Origin of the sequence: Enterobacter cloacae subsp. cloacae ATCC 13047 (genome assembly GCF_000025565.1) — a bacterium.
In the GTDB taxonomy this organism is placed as follows: domain Bacteria; phylum Pseudomonadota; class Gammaproteobacteria; order Enterobacterales; family Enterobacteriaceae; genus Enterobacter; species Enterobacter cloacae.
The window spans coordinates 4,498,602-4,516,726 of record NC_014121.1; the positions used below are offsets into that span (position 1 = coordinate 4,498,602).

An 18,125-nucleotide genomic window follows, 5' to 3' on the forward strand; every position below is an offset into this window, starting at 1 on the left:
TTCCTTGCCAGAGTTAACGTTTTCCGCTGTGCAGCCAGAATGGCTCCTGCGAAATGGCCTCGTTGCGGAAATGCTCAATCTCAATATGCTGACGGGTTTCGATGGCATGTTTCAGCCCCTGCCAGTTTTCCAGCCATGCCTGCGTTTTGACGTCATCATAGGCACCCGACAGCAGTAGCATGCAGTCGATGTTGCGCGTCAGACGGATCAGCTGGTCGCCGTACTGGTCACCCAGCGGATAAGCAAAGGTGGTTTTCAGCTCTGCGGCATGGCGGGAGAGGTGGATATCCGCGAAACGTTTAAAGTTTTCTGCGATTTTGGTCTGGGCTTTCGCGTCCAGGAAAGTGCGCCAGCCGCGCGTCACCAGAAACTCGGTCAGCGCCAGTTTGGCGGCCGCGGTTTGCGGGCTGTAGATCGCCGTTTGCGCAGACACATCAGAGAGCATCAGCGTTTCAGTTTGCGTCAGCAGATCGCGTAAGTGAGCACTTGCTTTGCGAGGCACGATGCCGCCAAACAGCATCAGAGTATGACGAACCAGACCGATGGCGGCCAGGACGTGGGCTTTTGCGTTTTTCACATTACGCACCCAGAGCTCTTCGTGGTACTGCCACTGCGAAAGCGCCAGCTCCAGAGCCGCCTCCATGCCCTGCTCAACGCTGGCTTTTGGGGCTACGCGTAACACAGGGGTCTCTTTCAGCGCCCGTGGCGCATTCCCGGCGGCAAGATGATAGCCGCGGGCGGCTTTGCTAAGGCTGCCCTGACGCAAGCCTGACTGACTCACTAGCTTACGCGCCAGCTTCAGCACATCGTTCGTCTCGCCTTCCAGCAGTTCAAGCTCCAGTTCGCAAATTGGCTCCTGGTATTCCCCCGCTTTCACCTCGCCCAAATCAAGGGCGATTTCAATGCGGCTTTTGCCTTCCGTTACCAGCCATTTCTCGCGCCAGAAATCGGTGCTGAACAGCGGCTGCACCTCAGCTGCCAGGGTGGATGGCAGTTCGCCGTTTGGCCACACTTCTGCCGGAAAACGTTCCAGCTCAAGTTCTGGCTGATTGATGTCGATATTGTATTCGGGGCGCTGATGCAAACCGCCCACAACGCGGCCGGCGATTTTCATCGTCATCTCGTAGCGCCCGTTCGCGCCGCGGATGCGCAAGCCCATATCATGACGACGCAGCCAGTTGTCCGGCGTTTCGTAATAGATATTGAGCAGCTGTACGGGTTCATGGTGTTCGCCGGACAGCGTTTGCAGATGCTGGCGGAGCGCGTCAACGCTGTCTTTTTCGACGATAAACTTTAATTCGATCTCTTGTGCCATAGCCTTGTACTTTTGCGTGCGTCACAGACGCGTCGATGAAGGCGAACTTCCTCGCCATTTGTTTGTCAGTACATAGTATTTTGCGCCAAATTGCCACGCAATGAGCAATTTGACGGGCGTAAAAAGTTTGCAGCGGCGGCGATCGGGACACAGATGATTCTGATTGATGACGAATCCTTTGCGTAGAGACACTGATGCCACTACTATCGTTCCACTATTTATGAAAATAACGACTGATATGCTTAAATTACGCCTGATTGGACTTACTTTACTCGCTTTTAGCGCCGCGACTGCGGTCCACGCTGAAGAAAAGCGTTACGTTTCTGACGAACTGAACACCTGGGTACGTAGCGGCCCCGGAGATAATTATCGCCTCGTGGGTACGGTAAATGCCGGCGAGGAAGTCACCCTGTTACAGACCAACACCGAGACCAATTATGGTCAGGTTCGCGACAGTTCCGGCCGTACCTCCTGGATCCCCCTGAAAGAGCTGAGCACCGTGCCAAGCCTGCGCACCCGCGTGCCGGATCTGGAAAACCAGGTGAAAACCCTCACCGACAAGCTGAACAACATTGACGGTACCTGGAACCAGCGCACCGCTGAAATGCAGCAGAAAGTCGCGCAGAGCGACAGCGTGATTAACGGTCTGAAAGAAGAGAACCAGAAACTGAAAAATGAGCTAATTGTGGCGCAGAAGAAGGTAAATGCCGCTAATCTGCAGCTCGATGACAAACAGCGCACCATCATCATGCAGTGGTTTATGTATGGCGGCGGCGTGCTGGGTGTCGGCCTGGTGCTGGGTCTTGTTCTGCCACACCTGATCCCAAGCCGTAAACGTAAAGACCGCTGGATGAACTAATTCGTCTTCTCTGCCAGACTTACGTATTATCTTGCCAAAAGAGAAAACGGGAGTGTAGGGCGTGAAGAGTTATCTGGTCGGTGGTGCGGTACGTGATGCGTTGTTAGGTCTGCCGGTCAAAGATAAAGACTGGGTGGTGGTAGGCGCCACCCCCGAAGAGATGCTTAACGCGGGCTACCAGCAGGTAGGCCGCGATTTTCCCGTGTTTCTCCATCCGCAAAGCCGGGAAGAGTACGCCCTGGCGCGTACGGAGCGTAAATCCGGTTCCGGCTATACTGGCTTCACTTGCTATGCCGCGCCCGACGTCACGCTGGAGCAGGATCTCCTGCGTCGCGATCTCACCATCAACGCGCTGGCGCAGGACGAGAACGGCCAGATCGTTGATGCTTATGGCGGCCAGGACGATCTGCGCAACCGTCTTTTACGTCACGTCTCCCCGGCGTTTTCGGAAGATCCGCTCCGGGTGCTGCGCGTGGCGCGCTTTGCCGCACGTTACGCCCATCTCAGTTTCCGTATTGCCGATGAGACGATGGCGCTGATGACCGCCATGACCAAGGCGGGTGAGCTTGAACACCTGACGCCAGAACGCGTCTGGAAAGAGACGGAGAACGCCCTCACCACCCGCAATCCACAGGTCTTTTTCCAGGTGCTGCGCGACTGCGGCGCCCTGAAGGTGCTGTTCCCGGAGATAGACGCGTTGTTTGGTGTACCCGCCCCGGCGAAATGGCACCCGGAAATCGACACTGGCGTGCACACCCTGATGACGCTCAGTATGGCGGCCATGCTCAGCCCGGAGGTGGACGTGCGCTTCTCGACGCTGTGCCACGATCTCGGTAAAGGCTTAACACCAAAAGAATTCTGGCCTCGCCACCACGGGCACGGCCCGGCTGGGGTGAAGCTGGTCGAGGGGCTGTGCCAGCGCCTGCGGGTGCCGAACGAGATCCGCGATCTGGCGAAACTGGTGGCCGAATTCCACGACCTTATCCACACCTTCCCGATCCTGAAACCGGCCACCATCGTTAAGCTGTTCGATAACATCGATGCCTGGCGTAAACCCCAGCGCGTCGAGCAGATCGCGCACACCAGCGAGGCTGACGTGCGCGGGCGCACCGGGTTCGAAGCGTGCGACTATCCGCAGGGGCGCTTGCTGCGCGCCGCGTGGGAGGTGGCCAAAGCCGTGCCAACCAAAGAGGTCGTCGAAGCAGGATTTAAAGGCCCGGAAATTCGCGAAGAGCTGACGAAACGGCGGATTCAGGCGGTATCAGAGTGGAAGGAAAAGCATTGCCCTCAGCCAAAAGACTGAGGGCAGCCGGTCAGAAGAAGACCACGTAAACCGCAGCCGCGACGATAAAGCGGTAGATCGCGAACGGGATAAACGAGATACGCTTAATCAGTTGCAGGAAGGTTTTAATGGCAATCAGCGCCACGATAAAAGCGGTGATAAAGCCCACGGCGAACATCGGAATATCGCCCGTGGTGAGAAAACCAATGCTTTTGTAGAGGTCCAGCGCGGTGGCGCCCATCATCATCGGCACCGCCAGCAGGAACGAGAACTCAGATGCCGCGTAACGGCTTACACCCATCAGCATCCCGCCGGAAATCGTTGCTCCTGAACGGGAGAAGCCCGGCCACAGCGCCAGACACTGGAAGCAGCCAATGATAAAGGCCTGGCGATACGTCATATCATCCAGACCTTCTGCGCGCGGCGTTTTTGGCTTCAGCACTTCCGCCGCAATCAGCAGGAAACCACCGACCACCAGCGCGTACATCACGTTAATCGGGTTAAACAGCGATTTGATGGTGTCGTGGAAAACCAGCCCCAGCACCACCGCCGGGATCATCCCGAGCAGGATATGAATCAGCGTCAGGCGGCCCTTGCTCTCTCCTTCACGCTGTGGCAAACGCCCGAAGTGGATGCCGATCAGCCCAAACAGACGACGCCAGAACATCACGACCACAGCCAGAATGGACCCCAACTGAATGACCACCTCGAACGTCTTTGCGGTATCGCCTTCAAAGCCCAGCAGGTGGCCAACAATAATCATATGGCCCGTACTGGAAACCGGCAAAAACTCCGTCAATCCTTCGACCACACCCAGAATTGCCGCCACCAGCAGCGAGTGCATATCGCTCATCTATAAACCCCTAAAAAAATATAAAAAAAACGGTCGCCCCAACAGCTACCGTGAAAGATACAGCTTTAAGACCGATATAACCTAAAATGGTTTAGCTATTATGACGTTAAATCTTTCCTTTCAGATTTGTGCCACGCTCGATGATGACCCCCACATTGGCGGCACGCGCCACCGCGCCCGGCTTACTCAGCTTAATGCGCACCCACGGCGAGTTGAATTTGGTCAGCAGTAACTCTGCCACCTCTTCTGCCACGCGCTCCACCAGCGCAAAACGCTGCCCTTCAACGTGGGCGATGACCGTTTCACTGATGTCGGCATAGCTCAGACAGTCATTCACGTCGTCACTTTTTGCCGACTTGCGGTTATCCCAGCCCATTTCGATATCGAACACCAGCTTCTGCTCGATGGTCTGTTCCCAGTCGTAAACACCAATAGTGGTGATTACCGAAAGTTGCTCTATAAATACAATATCCATCACGACCTGCCTGCTTTTTGGCTAAACCGGATACCACTTCCGGTGAATTATGCGTATTATCCACAGATGCTGAGAATACAGATACATTTTCAAAACGGAACAGCGTTATGAGTGCAATCGCGCCTGGAATGATTCTCCTCGCCTACCTTTGCGGCTCAATCTCCAGCGCCATTCTGGTCTGCCGCATTGCCGGGTTACCTGACCCGCGCGAAAGTGGCTCCGGGAATCCGGGAGCGACCAATGTACTACGAATTGGCGGCAAGGGAGCAGCCGTAGCGGTTTTGATTTTTGACGTTCTGAAAGGGATGTTACCCGTCTGGGGCGCGTATGCGCTGGGCGTGACCCCGTTCTGGCTGGGGCTTATTGCCATCGCCGCCTGTGTCGGCCACATCTGGCCCGTATTCTTCGGTTTTAAAGGTGGCAAAGGCGTCGCGACGGCTTTTGGTGCCATCGCGCCCATCGGCTGGGATCTCACCGGCGTAATGGCGGGCACCTGGCTGCTGACTATTCTTCTGAGCGGCTATTCGTCGCTGGGCGCCATCGTCAGCGCGCTGATCGCCCCGTTCTATGTCTGGTGGTTTAAACCCCAGTTTACCTTCCCGGTGTCGATGCTCTCCTGCCTTATCCTGCTGCGTCATCACGATAATATTCAGCGTCTGTGGCGACGTCAGGAGACGAAAATCTGGGCGCGGTTAAAGCGGAAGAAGAGAGAGACGCGGTAGGGCTTTATTTACTTTTAGTGGAATTGTTCCGTTCACTTTATGACCAACAGAATATGACGTTCCGGAACCCGTGAACGTGATAAGGGGGCCACCGCGGCCCCCTTATCAATCCCCGCGGCCCCGCGACGAAATCGGTGCTTCGCACTGCGCTCACCTCACGACCCGCTGCCTGCGGTCGGCTCAACTCGACATCCTGTCTCGATTCGCCTCTGGCCGCCATCCCTGGCGTCCAGCCCTTGTCATCCGGTCTCCGGTTCGCCGATTTCAGCGGGGACTCAACACCCGTGCCACATTCAAACTGCTGAGAAGGTTGAGGAAACGCCTGATCCGGCTGAAAATCGCTGAGGCGTTGACCGCTGGCCGGGGCGAGGCGCATGGATGCGCCAAGAGGGCGTGACCTACATGGATGTAGGATCACGCCCGACCCGATAGCCGGAGGGAATAAGCCGAAGGGACCGCGCAGCGGCGATTTTCTTTGCCGGGAGCCGGGATTGTTAAGGGGGCGGCGGGAGCCCCCTTAACACGTTCACCGCAGCGGGATACCCATAAAGCAGAAAAGCCATAGTGAACGGAACCCTTCCACCGCAGCCCCAAAATACAGGCCCCCATCCATAAGCGACTCATATGACAGCCTTCATTTCCGCCAGGGCATACTGAAACGTATCTCCCGGGCGCGCGAATGGAAGCACCATGTTAGCAACTCAGGTCACTGATAGTTCGTACAAAGGCTGGCAGGCCTCGCTTGACCTGCGGTTTTGCCACACGCCTGAGAAAACCCTCCTCCATGCCGCGCACCACGTCGGGCCGCTCACGGTACAGCGTCCGTTCTACCCCGAAGGGGAAACCTGCCACCTTTATCTGCTGCACCCGCCGGGCGGTGTGGTGGGCGGTGACAGGCTGGATATTACCGTACGTCTGGACGCCAATAGCCACGCGCTTATCACCATGCCCGGCGCCAGTAAGTTCTATCGCAGCAGCGGCCCACAGGCCCGCCTTAACCAGCACTTTTATCTCGATGAGGCGTCCACGCTGGAGTGGCTGCCGCAGGACACCATTATCTTTCCCGGCGCCAATGCCGCGCTGCGCTCCGTCTTCCACCTGAAGGCCTCCAGCACGCTGCTGGCGTGGGAGCTGTACTGTCTGGGTCGCCCGGTGATCGGCGAGACCTTCAGCCACGGCACGCTGGAGAGCCGCCTTGAGGTCTGGGTGGATGACGAGCCACGTCTGATTGAGCGTCAGCATCTCAGCGACGGCGATCTTACCCCTGTTGCCGGGCAGCCGTGGCTCGGCACGCTGCTGTTCTATCCGGCCGGAGACACGCACCTCGACACGGCGCGTGAGCTGCTCGCACCACTGAATACCTTTGCCGGGGCGACGCTCACTGACGATCTGCTGTCGGTGCGTTTTCTCTCCCACGACAACCTGATTTGCCAGCGGGTGATGCGCGATATCTGGCAGTCGCTTCGCCCGCTTCTCACTACCAAAACCGCCTGTTCGCCGCGTATCTGGCAGACATAAGAGAAACGTTATGGAACTGACCCCCAGAGAAAAAGACAAGCTGTTGCTGTTCACCGCCGCGCTGGTTGCCGAACGCCGCCTTGCGCGCGGGGTAAAGCTCAATTACCCGGAATCGGTCGCGCTGATCAGCGCCTTCATTATGGAAGGCGCGCGCGATGGCGAAACCGTCGCCTCGCTGATGGAAGCGGGCCGTCACGTCCTGACGCGTGACCAGGTGATGGAAGGCGTACCGGAGATGATCCCGGATATTCAGGTGGAAGCCACCTTCCCGGACGGGTCAAAACTCGTCACCGTGCATAACCCGATCGTGTAAGGAGCGCGTGATGATCCCAGGCGAATACCAGATCCAGTCCGGCAATATAGCCCTCAACGTCGGGCGAGAAACCCGGCTTATCATCGTCGAAAACCACGGCGACCGACCTATCCAGGTAGGGTCGCACTATCACTTTTACGAGGTGAACCCGGCGCTGAAATTTGACCGGGAAGCCACCCGGGGCTTTCGACTGAATATCCCGGCAGGCACCGCGGTGCGGTTCGAACCCGGCCAGAAGCGCGAAGTAACGCTGGTGAAGGTCACCGGGGCGCAACGCATTTTCGGTTTCCGGGGGGACGTGATGGGAGAAGTGAAAAATGGCTGAGATTTCGCGCCAGGCTTATGCCGATATGTTCGGCCCCACCACCGGCGATAAAGTGCGTTTAGCCGACAGCGAGCTGTGGATCGAAGTCGAAAACGATCTCACCGTCTACGGCGAAGAGGTCAAATTCGGCGGCGGGAAAGTGATCCGCGACGGTATGGGCCAGGGGCAGATGACCGCGGATGACTGCGTGGATCTGGTGCTGACTAACGCGTTGATTGTCGATCACTGGGGGATCGTGAAAGCGGATATCGGCGTGAAGAACGGGCGGATCTTTGCCGTTGGCAAAGCCGGTAACCCGGACATTCAGCCCGGGGTGACGATCCCGATCGGTGCCGCCACAGAAGCGATCGCCGCCGAAGGAAAGATCGTCACCGCTGGCGGGATCGACACTCACATCCACTGGATCTGCCCGCAGCAGGCCGAAGAGGCGCTGGTTTCCGGCGTCACGACGATGATCGGCGGCGGCACTGGTCCCGCGGCAGGGACCAACGCCACCACCTGCACGCCGGGGCCGTGGTATATCGCCCGCATGCTGCAGGCTGCCGATACCCTGCCAGTGAATATCGGCCTGCTGGGTAAAGGCAACGGTTCTAACCCGGATGCCCTGCGCGAGCAGATAGCCGCCGGGGCCATCGGGCTTAAGATCCACGAAGACTGGGGCGCGACGCCTGCGGCCATCAACTGCTCGCTGGAAGTGGCGGAAGAGATGGATATTCAGGTGGCGCTGCACAGCGACACACTGAACGAATCCGGTTTCGTCGAAGACACGCTGGCAGCCATCGGCGGGCGCACCATCCATACCTTCCACACGGAAGGGGCCGGTGGCGGCCACGCGCCGGATATTATTACCGCCTGTGCGCACCCGAATATTCTGCCCTCCTCCACCAACCCGACCCTGCCCTATACGGTTAATACCATCGATGAACATCTCGATATGCTGATGGTCTGCCACCACCTCGACCCGGATATCGCCGAGGATGTGGCTTTTGCCGAATCGCGTATTCGCCGGGAAACCATCGCTGCGGAAGATGTGCTGCACGATATCGGCGCATTCTCGCTGACCTCCTCTGATTCCCAGGCGATGGGCCGCGTGGGCGAAGTGATTCTCCGCACCTGGCAGGTGGCGCACCGCATGAAGGTGCAGCGCGGCGCACTGCCGGAAGAGACTGGCGATAACGACAACTTTCGCGTGAAGCGCTACATCGCCAAATACACCATTAACCCGGCGCTGACGCACGGTATCGCCCATGAAGTGGGCTCCATCGAAGCGGGTAAGCTGGCGGATTTAGTGGTCTGGTCCCCGGCATTCTTTGGCGTGAAACCCGCCACCATCGTTAAGGGTGGGATGATTGCCTGCGCTCCGATGGGGGATATCAACGCCTCGATTCCCACGCCGCAACCGGTCCATTATCGTCCGATGTTTGGCGCACTGGGTGCTGCGCGTCACGCCACCCGGCTGACGTTTGTCTCGCAGGCTGCGGACGCGCAGGGGATAACGCAACAGCTCAACCTGCAGAGCGCCACGGCGGTGGTCAAAGGCTGCCGCACGGTGAAAAAGGCCGACATGATCCACAACGGCCTGCAGCCAAATATCACCGTCGATTCGCAAACCTATGAAGTGCGCGTCGACGGCGAACTGATAACCAGCGAACCGGCTGACGTTCTGCCGATGGCGCAACGCTATTTCCTGTTTTGAGGAGTGATGATGATCTATTTAACCCAACGCCTGGACCATGCGCATCCGATTACCGCCAGCGTCACGCTGCCGATTGACGTGCGGGTGAAAAGCCGTGCCCGCGTGGCGCTGAATGACGGGCGCGAAGCCGGGCTCATGCTGCCGCGCGGTTTACTGTTGCGCGGCGGCGACCTGCTCTGTAACAAAGACGGCAGCGAAGTCATCGAAGTGATTGCCGCCCCGGAGTCCGTCTCCGTGGTGCGCTGCGACGATCCGTTCCTCCTCGCCCGCGCCTGCTATCACCTGGGCAACCGCCACGTGCCGCTGCAAATCATGCCCGGCGAGTTGCGCTATCACCACGATCACGTCCTCGACGACATGCTGCGCCAGTTTGGGCTGGCGGTCACCTTCGCCAGCCTGCCGTTTGAACCTGAAGCGGGGGCCTACACCAGCGAGGCCCACAGCCATAGCCACTCTCACGCTCATTCACATTAAGGATTAATCATGCGTAAGTATTTACCCCTGTTACTGCTGGCCTTTTCCCTGCCTGCGCTGGCACATCCGGGACACGGTGCCGACAGCTTCCATGCTGGTTTTTTCACCCGCTGACCGGACTTGATCATCTGCTGATGCTTGCCGGTGCGGGCGTGCTCTCCGCGCTGAGCGGCCGCAAGCTGCTGCTGCCTTTTGCCACTCTCGGGATGATGCTTGTCGGTGCCATTGCGGGCAGCCTGCTCGGCGGCTTTAGCGGCATGGAGATGCTGATTATCGCCTCGCTGGGCGTCTGCGGCGTGATGATGTTTAAAACTGAAAATCGTCTGCTGCTGGCGGTGCCTGCCCTGGCGATGTTCCACGGCTGGGCGCACGGGGTGGAGATGTCCGGCCACAGCTTCTGGCTCTTCACCAGCGGCTTTATGCTGGCCAGCGCCACGGTGCTGTGCGCCAGCTTCGCCGCCGGATTACTGCTGCGCCGCCACGACGGACTGCGTAAAACCTTTGGCGGTGGGCTTATCGTCTCTGCCCTGCTGGCGCTGATGAGCTGATGGAACTCGCCCGCCAGCGGCTGCGTCTGATGCAGCTCTCCAGTAGCAGCCTGCCGGTCGGGTCGTTTACCTGGTCGCAGGGGCTGGAGTGGGCCGTCGAGACAGGCTGGGTTACCGACGCAGAGGCGTTCAAAAACTGGCAAACCCTGCAGATGGAGCAGAGCTTTTTCTGCGTCGACCTGCCGCTTTTTGCCCGGCTCTACCGGGCCTGTGAAGAGGGCGATCTGGCGGCAGCAAAACGCTGGACGTCATACCTGCTTGCCTGTCGGGAAACCCGTGAACTGCGGGAAGAAGAACGCAATCGCGGCGCCGCCTTTACGCGGCTCATCAAAAGCTGGGAGCCGGACTGCCCGCCCCTCTGGCAGCCGCTGTTTATGCAAAGCCAGCTCAGCGGCATGGCGTGGCTTGGCGTGCGTTGGGGTATTAGCGCGCACGAGCTGGCCCTGAGTCTGGGCTACAGCTGGATTGAGAGCGCGGTAATGGCCGGCGTCAAGCTGGTACCGTTTGGGCAACAGGCCGCACAACAGCTGATTATCGAACTCAGCGACCATTTTGCCGCCGGGTTTGAACAGGCATTTTTACGTGACGATGAGGCACTGGGCGCGGCGACGCCGCTTTCCGCCATCGCCTCTGCCCGCCACGAAACACAATATTCACGGTTATTCCGTTCCTGAGGATGCAACATGGCTGATTACAAACATCCCCTGCGCGTTGGCGTGGGCGGCCCGGTCGGTTCGGGCAAAACCGCGCTGCTGGAAGCGCTCTGCAAGGCGATGCGCGATACGTATCATCTGGCGGTGGTGACGAATGATATCTACACCAAAGAGGATCAACGCATTCTGACCGAAGCGGGCGCGCTTGAGCCGGAGCGCATTGTGGGCGTAGAGACGGGCGGCTGCCCGCACACCGCCATTCGCGAAGATGCCTCGATGAACCTGGCCGCGGTGGAAGCGCTCAGCGAGAAGTTCGGCAATCTGGATCTGATCTTCGTCGAAAGCGGCGGCGATAACCTGAGCGCGACCTTCAGCCCGGAGCTGGCGGATCTGACGATCTACGTGATCGACGTCGCCGAAGGGGAGAAGATCCCGCGCAAGGGCGGGCCAGGGATCACCAAATCCGATTTTCTGGTGATCAACAAAACCGATCTCGCGCCGTACGTGGGTGCCTCGCTGGAGGTGATGGCGCGCGACACTAACCGCATGCGCGGCGAGCGTCCGTGGACCTTTACCAACCTGAAAGCGGGTGACGGTCTGGCAACGATTATTGCGTTTCTGGAAGAGAAAGGGATGCTGCGGATCTGAAAAAAGGCCTGGCGCAATGCCAGGCCGTGAGGGTTATTTACAGCTGTTACTGGAAGAACCCTGCTCGCGCCACGCGCCCCACTGGCCGCCGGTTCCCGGGGTTTCCTGACCCGGGTTGACATACCACTGGTTGAACCAAATTTTACCGTTGTAAGAGACTTTGGTGCATTTGGTCGGGTAAGCGATTTTGGCGTTATAGGCCGGTGCGGCAGGTTTTACCGGCGTATCGTCTTTTTCCGGGGTGTCGTCTTTCTCGGGTACCGCCGGCTTAGTGACCTTAATGGTCATGCTGTCCGTCGCGGTCCGGCCATCCGCGCCGGTTGTGGTCAGCGTGAAGACCGCTTCTCCCTCGCTGTTGGCAGGAATAACGGCATAGGCATGCGCGCTATCCACGCTCTTCACCAGCGTGCCGTTCAGGTTCGCCTCCAGCGAGAAGGTTTCCGCCCCTTTTGTCACGCTCCAGTTATAGGATTTGGCATTCAGGCTCTTGCTGCCATCCAGCGGGTAGGTGCTCACGCCCGTGGTCGGGGAGACCATGGTGTAATCCGCGCCTGCCGCAGCGGTTGGGGCCGGAGCGACAGGGGTGTTACCGTCTTTCAGCGCCATAATACGGGCTACCGCACGCTCCATGTCAGGCTGTGTCCCCACTTTTGCCGAATCCCCGTTCGCCAGCGGCGTACCGGTCTCCGCCAGAATCTGACGCATCTGACGCGGTGTCACGGTAATACCGTTGGCTTTGGCGATGCCTGACAGGCTTGCTACCACACCCGCAATAATCGGGTTCGCGGAAGAGGTTCCGGCAAAAGTCGCGGTATAGGAATCGTTAACGCCAGCGTTTTTATACAGATCGCCATAACCGGTGGTCACCACATCCCAGCAACCCCAGGCAGAGCTGGTGATGCGCGAGCCATAGGAGCTGAACGACGCTTTTTTACCGTCTTTCGCACAAAACGCACCCGCCAGAATAGCCCCGGAGTCCCGGACATTCACGTCATACTCCCCCCGGAACCCTGGGCTGTCCATGTTGATATTCCCGTTACCTGCTGCCTCAATAACGTGAACACCTTTGTCGGTCAGCGCCTTAATAATATCGTAATAGGCGGTCTGGGATTCCATTGCGACCCAGCAATCCTTCTGGCAGCCCGCCGGATAACCCCCCGCAACTTGTATCCCGATCTGCACCACATCACCCGCTTTTAGCTGGGGGATTAAATTATAGAGGTTATTACTCGCGGAGGCCGCATACCCCATCCGGCTTTTCCAGGCTAAACCGCGAATACCGGTGCCCATATCTTTCGCCGCCATAATCCCCACTGAAGCGGTGTCGTGATCATGGCTTGCAACATACGTCGTCTTGCCAGAGCTGAGGCTCATCGGCGGTAAGTTGGCATGGCTGGTATTCCAGGCATCAATCTCCGCCGAAATAATCGTTACCCCTTCACCCGCACTGCCTGCATAGCGATCAACACTGTCACGGTTGACGCCCCCCATATAATAACCGGTGCGCTTAACATCCGGCGCTTTGAGATAATCCTGCTTATTGCGGAAATCCGGAACGGCGGCAGACGTTAAATTATCATTCAGTGAGGACTTTAACTGTGGCTTAAGGGCCGTGTCATCCAGCGATACCGGCTCGGCTTCCGGGTACACAAACTCTACGTTCTGATTTTGTTCAAGCTCGGTGATAATATGGTTAATATATGTTTTATCCTGACTTTTATCTTTCGGTAACTCGATGCGCAGATAACGGTCAAAACCATAGCGTTTATTAAGCTCCGTCAATTCAGAGGACTGAGTAGAACTACGCAAGTTGGTCGGACGGAACATATTTGTTGTTGTCAGGGAAGCGTCGCTCAAGGTAATTTTATTGTTTGTGGCTTTTAACAGACCTGTCGTCGGTTTTAGCTTGAGCACAATTGCGGTGTAGGTGGCATTATCCTGTGCAAATTCATTTTGCACCAGGGTTTCAGCCGCAGCAGAGAATGAAATTGCTGCACAAATAAAAAGAGATAAAGCGCTTTTTTTCATGATAATCACGGTTCCTGTGTGAATTGAAATTTTTCCTTTTTCAGTATCACTGACACACGGACCGCGAAGAATAAGAGTGGCCTACTCTGATGAACAGAGTTTTCTCTAAATAATTAAGAAAATTCCATACTGCGTTAATTTATATTTCGCAATACAACGATACACTTAGATACAAAAAACGTAAAGCTTAATCATTATGAAATAATCAAGAGCCGTCGGCGTTAAAAATATTCTCGTTGCTGCTGCGACTTTACCGCAAAATGAATTTTAATAACATTATATCTTGCGAGGTGCTCCAACCGCCGTTGGCCCCGCCATTTCATGAAAGGGTTAATACGACGCATCATTATGGACATTAAAATCGTTATCGCTGAAGAATCCTCGTTAATTCGACGCGGCTTATCCTCCATGATGCAGTCCCTCTCGTTACCCGCCGTTGGCATGGATCAGAGGTGCGTTCTGATCGGTGAGGCAGCGGCCTCCGCTGAACTTCAGTCGCTTCTTGGCCAGCATAATCCGGATATCGCTATTCTTGGCTATTCGCTGACAACCAGCCTCAGCCGCCCTCCGCTCGGGGGAATGGACGGGCTGAAGCTCTTGAGATGGCTTAAACAGACCTATCCTGCGCTTAATATTATCCTGCTCTCGCCCTATGCAAACGCCACGCTTATCCGTCAGGCGCTAAAGGAAGGAGTCAGAGCGTACTTATCACGTGATATCAACGAGAAAACCTTAAGCCAGGCGATTACCACGGTCCTGAAAGGCGAGATTTATATCGAAAACCAGCTGGTGAATATGCTTTTCCGTCATGAAAAGACGGACGTGGAGAAACTCTCTCCGCGGGAAATTGACGTGCTGCGCCTGATTTGTAAGGGATTAAATTTGAAGGAGATTGCACAGTTTATGCATTTGAGCATCAAAACGGTCAGCGCACATAAGGTCCGGGCGATGGAAAAGCTGGACGTACAAAACGATTGCCAGCTTTACTCTTTGATCATCAAGAACCAGATGTTTGAGATCGGGATGTAAACGTCTCCCGCCGCTAAGACGGGAGCGTCGGTCAAGCTTCCGGCAGCTCCGCCAGCGGCCAGCGTGGACGTACGGAGACGCTCAGATCCGCCGTTGCGCCAGCGTTCAGGCGCACCATCCCGGCGTAGGCGATCATCGCCCCGTTATCGGTACAGAATTCCGGGCGCGCATAAAACACTTCCCCGCGACGCTTTTGCATCATCTCCGCCAGCTTCGCACGCAACGTACGGTTAGCGCTTACGCCACCCGCCATCACCAGGCGCTTAAAGCCGGTCTGATCCAGCGCGCGTTTACACTTGATCATCAGCGTATCGACCACCGCATCTTCGAATGCGCGAGCGATGTCCGCACGGGTCTGCTCGCTGTCATCGTTATTGCGGATGGTATTGGCGGCGAAGGTTTTCAGGCCGGAGAAGCTGAAATCCAGCCCCGGACGGTCGGTCATTGGACGCGGGAAGACAAAACGCCCTTCCGTGCCCTGCGACGCCATTTTCGAGAGCATCGGGCCGCCCGGGTAATCCAGACCCAGCAGCTTAGCGGTTTTGTCGAAGGCTTCTCCGGCGGCGTCATCAATCGACTCGCCCAGCAGCTCATACTTGCCAATACCCGTCACGCTAATCAGCTGGGTATGGCCGCCAGAGACCAGCAGCGCCACAAACGGGAATTCGGGCGGATTCTCTTCCAGCATCGGTGCCAGAAGATGCCCTTCCATATGGTGAACCGGAATGGCCGGAACATCCCACGCGAAGGCCAGGGAACGGCCCACCGTCGCACCGACCAGCAGCGCGCCGACCAGACCCGGGCCTGCCGTGTAGGCGACGGCATCAATATCAGTTGAGTTCAAGCCGGCCTCTTTCAGCGCCGCCTGAATCAGGGGAACCGTTTTACGCACGTGGTCACGAGAGGCCAGTTCAGGCACGACGCCGCCGTAGTCAGCATGCAATTTCACCTGACTATACAGTTGGTTGGCAAGAAGCCCTTTTTCGTCGTCGTAAATGGCGATGCCGGTTTCATCGCAGGATGTTTCAATACCCAGTACACGCATGACTTGTTTTACCTCGTTTCAGTACCGCGCAGTGTAGAGCCTGGGCGGGTTGATGTAAAACTTTGTTCGCCCCAGGACATCCGCTCGTGTATACTCTTCCCCCTTATAAAAGTCCCTTTCAAAAACGCGTCGGTGCTTTACAAAGCAGCAGCATTTGCAGTAAAATTCCGCACCATTTTGAAATAAGCTGGCGTTGATGCCAGCGGCAAACCGAATTTATCAAAGGTGAGAGTTACATGCCGGTAATTAAAGTACGTGAAAACGAGCCGTTCGACGTAGCACTGCGTCGCTTCAAACGTTCATGCGAGAAAGCAGGTGTTCTGGCTGAAGTTCGTCGTCGTGAGTTCTATGAAAAACCAACGACTGAACGTAAGCGCGCTAAAGCTTCTGCAGTGAAACGTCACGCGAAGAAACTGGCTCGCGAAAACGCACGCCGTACTCGTCTGTACTAATCCGTTGAGGGCGACAGTCCTCAATTGACAGACAGAGTAATAGTCGTAAGGCCGTGCTTCCGGAAGGAATGCGCGGCTTGTTTTCGTTTATGAGTTGCTAAAAACTTTTGGGGCATATGGCCGGACGAATCCCACGCGTTTTCATCAATGACCTGCTGGCAAGAACCGACATCGTCGATCTTATCGACGCGCGGGTAAAGCTGAAAAAGCAGGGCAAGAACTACCATGCGTGCTGTCCTTTCCATAACGAAAAAACCCCCTCCTTCACCGTCAACGGTGAAAAGCAGTTTTACCATTGCTTCGGCTGTGGCGCACACGGTAATGCCGTCGATTTTTTAATGAACTATGACAAGCTCGAGTTCGTTGAAACCGTCGAAGAGCTGGCGGCGATGCACAACCTTGAAGTGCCGTATGAAGCGGGCAGTGGACCAAGCCAGATAGAGCGCCATCAGCGTCAAACGCTGTATCAACTGATGGATGGCCTGAATTCGTTTTACCAACAGTCTCTTAAGCACTCTGCGGCTGAGCCTGCGCGTCAGTATCTGAACAAGCGCGGACTGAGCGACGATGTCATTGCGCGTTTCGCTATTGGTTACGCCCCGCCCGGCTGGGACAACGTGTTAAAGCGTTTTGGCGGCAATAGCGAAGATCGTAAATCGTTGATCGACGCAGGTATGCTGGTCACCAACGACCAGGGACGAAGCTACGACCGCTTCCGCGAACGGGTGATGTTCCCGATCCGCGACAAGCGTGGCCGGGTGATTGGTTTTGGTGGTCGCGTGCTGGGTGATGCCCTGCCCAAGTACCTCAACTCCCCGGAAACTGACATTTTCCATAAGGGCCGTCAGCTTTACGGCCTTTATGAGGCGCAGCAGGCAAATGCGGAACCTCCGCGTCTTCTCGTCGTCGAAGGGTATATGGATGTCGTTGCGCTGGCGCAGTATGACATCAATTACGCAGTAGCCTCGTTGGGCACGTCCACCACGGCCGATCATATTCAGCTGCTGTTTCGGGTGACCAAAAACGTCATCTGCTGCTACGACGGTGACCGCGCAGGGCGCGATGCCGCCTGGCGTGCGCTGGAAACTGCGCTACCTTATATGACCGACGGGCGGCAGTTACGCTTTATGTTCCTGCCCGACGGTGAAGACCCGGATACGCTGGTGCGTAAAGAGGGCAAAGCGGCGTTTGAAGCGCGGATGGAGCAGGCTCAGCCGCTCTCCACGTTCTTGTTTAACAGCCTGATGCCGCAGGTTGATTTAAGTACCCCTGACGGGCGCGCGCAGCTCAGCACGCTGGCGCTGCCGTTAATCAGCCAGGTGCCCGGCGAAACGCTGCGCATCTATCTGCGTCAGGAGTTAGGCAACAAGCTCGGCATTCTGGATGACAGCCAGCTTGAACGTTTAATGCCAAAACAGGCTGAAAACGGCACGGTTCGCCCCGCGCCTCAGCTAAAACGCACAACCATGCGTATACTGATAGGGTTACTGGTCCAAAACCCCGAACTTGCACCGCAAGTGCCATCGCTGGCGGGTTTGAACCACGAAAAATTGCCCGGGCTTGGCTTATTTTCAGAACTGGTCAACACATGTTTGTCTCAGCCAGGTCTGACCACCGGACAACTTTTAGAACATTATCGCGGCACAAAAGAGGCCGCTACCCTTGAAAAATTGTCGATGTGGGACGATATAGCAGATAAGGACATTGCAGAAAAAACGTTCACCGACTCACTCAACCATATGTTTGATTCGATGCTCGAGCTGCGCCAGGAAGAGTTGATTGCTCGCGAGCGCACGCACGGTTTGAGCAGCGAAGAACGCCGGGAGCTCTGGATGATAAACCAGGAACTGGCGAAGAAATAAGCAAAAAGACAAAAGTATTTAACGGCTT

General features: G+C 56.7%; 18 protein-coding genes and 1 pseudogene. 14 read left to right on the plus strand and 5 right to left on the minus strand.

Annotated features, from left to right (window positions below):
- Positions 1-13 precede the first annotated feature (13 nt).
- Entirely contained in the window at positions 14-1,315 is a 1,302-nt protein-coding gene (locus ECL_RS21840) for a CYTH domain-containing protein (RefSeq protein ID WP_013098760.1), read from the minus strand.
- 238 nt (positions 1,316-1,553) lie between these two features.
- Between ECL_RS21840 and ECL_RS21845 the strand changes: the two genes are divergently transcribed.
- The gene (locus tag ECL_RS21845) at positions 1,554-2,174 is read left to right on the plus strand and encodes a TIGR04211 family SH3 domain-containing protein (RefSeq protein WP_013098761.1); all 621 of its coding nucleotides are present in this window, start codon (positions 1,554-1,556) and stop codon (positions 2,172-2,174) included.
- A gap of 61 nt (positions 2,175-2,235) precedes the next feature.
- Positions 2,236-3,477, plus strand: coding sequence for a multifunctional CCA addition/repair protein (locus ECL_RS21850; protein WP_013098762.1), 1,242 nt, complete (start codon positions 2,236-2,238; stop codon positions 3,475-3,477).
- 10 nt (positions 3,478-3,487) lie between these two features.
- Here ECL_RS21850 and bacA read toward each other — a convergent pair whose 3' ends face one another.
- Together bacA and folB are read right to left on the minus strand one after the other, a co-directional pair.
- Positions 3,488-4,309, minus strand: coding sequence for an undecaprenyl-diphosphate phosphatase (gene bacA / locus ECL_RS21855; RefSeq protein WP_014833310.1), 822 nt, complete (start codon positions 4,307-4,309; stop codon positions 3,488-3,490).
- A gap of 106 nt (positions 4,310-4,415) precedes the next feature.
- Positions 4,416-4,784, minus strand: coding sequence for a bifunctional dihydroneopterin aldolase/7,8-dihydroneopterin epimerase (folB, locus tag ECL_RS21860; protein WP_013098764.1), 369 nt, complete (start codon positions 4,782-4,784; stop codon positions 4,416-4,418).
- A 107-nt stretch (positions 4,785-4,891) separates the two neighbouring features.
- Between folB and plsY the strand changes: the two genes are divergently transcribed.
- The 9 genes and pseudogenes from plsY (at position 4,892) to ureG (ending at position 11,681) form a co-directional block, all read left to right on the plus strand.
- Complete coding sequence (gene plsY, locus ECL_RS21865; protein ID WP_013098765.1) at positions 4,892-5,506, plus strand: glycerol-3-phosphate 1-O-acyltransferase PlsY; 615 nt, start codon at positions 4,892-4,894, stop codon at positions 5,504-5,506.
- Positions 5,507-6,196: 690 nt separating this feature from the next.
- A complete protein-coding gene (locus ECL_RS21870) occupies positions 6,197-7,024 on the plus strand; it encodes an urease accessory protein UreD (protein WP_013098766.1) in 828 nt (275 codons plus the stop codon).
- 10 nt (positions 7,025-7,034) lie between these two features.
- Positions 7,035-7,337 (plus strand): urease subunit gamma, encoded by a 303-nt coding sequence (locus ECL_RS21875; protein WP_003862556.1) that lies wholly within the window; start codon positions 7,035-7,037, stop codon positions 7,335-7,337.
- Between the two features lie 10 nt (positions 7,338-7,347).
- The gene (locus ECL_RS21880) at positions 7,348-7,662 is read left to right on the plus strand and encodes an urease subunit beta (RefSeq protein WP_013098767.1); all 315 of its coding nucleotides are present in this window, start codon (positions 7,348-7,350) and stop codon (positions 7,660-7,662) included.
- Entirely contained in the window at positions 7,655-9,358 is a 1,704-nt protein-coding gene (gene ureC / locus ECL_RS21885; RefSeq protein WP_013098768.1) for an urease subunit alpha, read from the plus strand. Before ECL_RS21880 ends, ureC begins: the two co-directional genes overlap by 8 nt.
- Positions 9,359-9,367: 9 nt before the next feature.
- Complete coding sequence (gene ureE, locus ECL_RS21890; protein ID WP_013098769.1) at positions 9,368-9,832, plus strand: urease accessory protein UreE; 465 nt, start codon at positions 9,368-9,370, stop codon at positions 9,830-9,832.
- Between the two features lie 9 nt (positions 9,833-9,841).
- A pseudogene (locus tag ECL_RS21895) lies at positions 9,842-10,380 on the plus strand (HupE/UreJ family protein).
- Positions 10,380-11,054, plus strand: a complete 675-nt coding sequence (locus ECL_RS21900; RefSeq protein ID WP_013098771.1) for an urease accessory protein UreF — start codon at positions 10,380-10,382, stop codon at positions 11,052-11,054. The pseudogene ECL_RS21895 and the gene ECL_RS21900 overlap by 1 nt, the downstream one beginning before the upstream one ends.
- A gap of 9 nt (positions 11,055-11,063) precedes the next feature.
- A complete protein-coding gene (gene ureG, locus ECL_RS21905) occupies positions 11,064-11,681 on the plus strand; it encodes an urease accessory protein UreG (RefSeq protein WP_013098772.1) in 618 nt (205 codons plus the stop codon).
- A gap of 33 nt (positions 11,682-11,714) precedes the next feature.
- On the opposite strand, the gene ECL_RS21910 is transcribed toward ureG, so the two are convergent.
- Entirely contained in the window at positions 11,715-13,709 is a 1,995-nt protein-coding gene (locus tag ECL_RS21910) for a S8 family peptidase (protein WP_013098773.1), read from the minus strand.
- A gap of 348 nt (positions 13,710-14,057) precedes the next feature.
- Here ECL_RS21910 and ECL_RS21915 point away from each other — a divergent pair, with 348 nt between their 5' ends.
- Entirely contained in the window at positions 14,058-14,738 is a 681-nt protein-coding gene (locus ECL_RS21915; protein ID WP_029883055.1) for a LuxR C-terminal-related transcriptional regulator, read from the plus strand.
- 31 nt (positions 14,739-14,769) lie between these two features.
- On the opposite strand, the gene tsaD is transcribed toward ECL_RS21915, so the two are convergent.
- Complete coding sequence (gene tsaD / locus ECL_RS21920) at positions 14,770-15,783, minus strand: tRNA (adenosine(37)-N6)-threonylcarbamoyltransferase complex transferase subunit TsaD (protein ID WP_013098775.1); 1,014 nt, start codon at positions 15,781-15,783, stop codon at positions 14,770-14,772.
- A 236-nt stretch (positions 15,784-16,019) separates the two neighbouring features.
- Between tsaD and rpsU the strand changes: the two genes are divergently transcribed.
- Both rpsU and dnaG read left to right on the plus strand, forming a co-directional pair.
- The gene (gene rpsU, locus ECL_RS21925; protein ID WP_001144069.1) at positions 16,020-16,235 is read left to right on the plus strand and encodes a 30S ribosomal protein S21; all 216 of its coding nucleotides are present in this window, start codon (positions 16,020-16,022) and stop codon (positions 16,233-16,235) included.
- Between the two features lie 116 nt (positions 16,236-16,351).
- Complete coding sequence (gene dnaG, locus ECL_RS21930; protein ID WP_013098776.1) at positions 16,352-18,097, plus strand: DNA primase; 1,746 nt, start codon at positions 16,352-16,354, stop codon at positions 18,095-18,097.
- The last annotated feature ends 28 nt before the right edge of the window (positions 18,098-18,125 follow it).

Excerpts from the sequence above, each read along its gene's own strand:
- ureC (WP_013098768.1), top strand. The coding sequence starts at position 7,655 with ATGGCTGAGATTTCGCGCCAGGCTTATGCCGATATGTTCGGCCCCACC.
- dnaG (WP_013098776.1), top strand. The coding sequence starts at position 16,352 with ATGGCCGGACGAATCCCACGCGTTTTCATCAATGACCTGCTGGCAAGA.
- bacA (WP_014833310.1), bottom strand. The coding sequence starts at position 4,309 with ATGAGCGATATGCACTCGCTGCTGGTGGCGGCAATTCTGGGTGTGGTC.
- ureE (WP_013098769.1), top strand. The coding sequence starts at position 9,368 with ATGATCTATTTAACCCAACGCCTGGACCATGCGCATCCGATTACCGCC.
- ECL_RS21880 (WP_013098767.1), top strand. The coding sequence starts at position 7,348 with ATGATCCCAGGCGAATACCAGATCCAGTCCGGCAATATAGCCCTCAAC.
- rpsU (WP_001144069.1), top strand. The coding sequence starts at position 16,020 with ATGCCGGTAATTAAAGTACGTGAAAACGAGCCGTTCGACGTAGCACTG.
- ECL_RS21910 (WP_013098773.1), bottom strand. The coding sequence starts at position 13,709 with ATGAAAAAAAGCGCTTTATCTCTTTTTATTTGTGCAGCAATTTCATTC.
- plsY (WP_013098765.1), top strand. The coding sequence starts at position 4,892 with ATGAGTGCAATCGCGCCTGGAATGATTCTCCTCGCCTACCTTTGCGGC.
- ECL_RS21870 (WP_013098766.1), top strand. The coding sequence starts at position 6,197 with ATGTTAGCAACTCAGGTCACTGATAGTTCGTACAAAGGCTGGCAGGCC.
- tsaD (WP_013098775.1), bottom strand. The coding sequence starts at position 15,783 with ATGCGTGTACTGGGTATTGAAACATCCTGCGATGAAACCGGCATCGCC.
- ECL_RS21875 (WP_003862556.1), top strand. The coding sequence starts at position 7,035 with ATGGAACTGACCCCCAGAGAAAAAGACAAGCTGTTGCTGTTCACCGCC.
- ECL_RS21915 (WP_029883055.1), top strand. The coding sequence starts at position 14,058 with ATGGACATTAAAATCGTTATCGCTGAAGAATCCTCGTTAATTCGACGC.
- ECL_RS21900 (WP_013098771.1), top strand. The coding sequence starts at position 10,380 with ATGGAACTCGCCCGCCAGCGGCTGCGTCTGATGCAGCTCTCCAGTAGC.
- ECL_RS21840 (WP_013098760.1), bottom strand. The coding sequence starts at position 1,315 with ATGGCACAAGAGATCGAATTAAAGTTTATCGTCGAAAAAGACAGCGTT.
- ureG (WP_013098772.1), top strand. The coding sequence starts at position 11,064 with ATGGCTGATTACAAACATCCCCTGCGCGTTGGCGTGGGCGGCCCGGTC.
- ECL_RS21845 (WP_013098761.1), top strand. The coding sequence starts at position 1,554 with ATGCTTAAATTACGCCTGATTGGACTTACTTTACTCGCTTTTAGCGCC.
- folB (WP_013098764.1), bottom strand. The coding sequence starts at position 4,784 with ATGGATATTGTATTTATAGAGCAACTTTCGGTAATCACCACTATTGGT.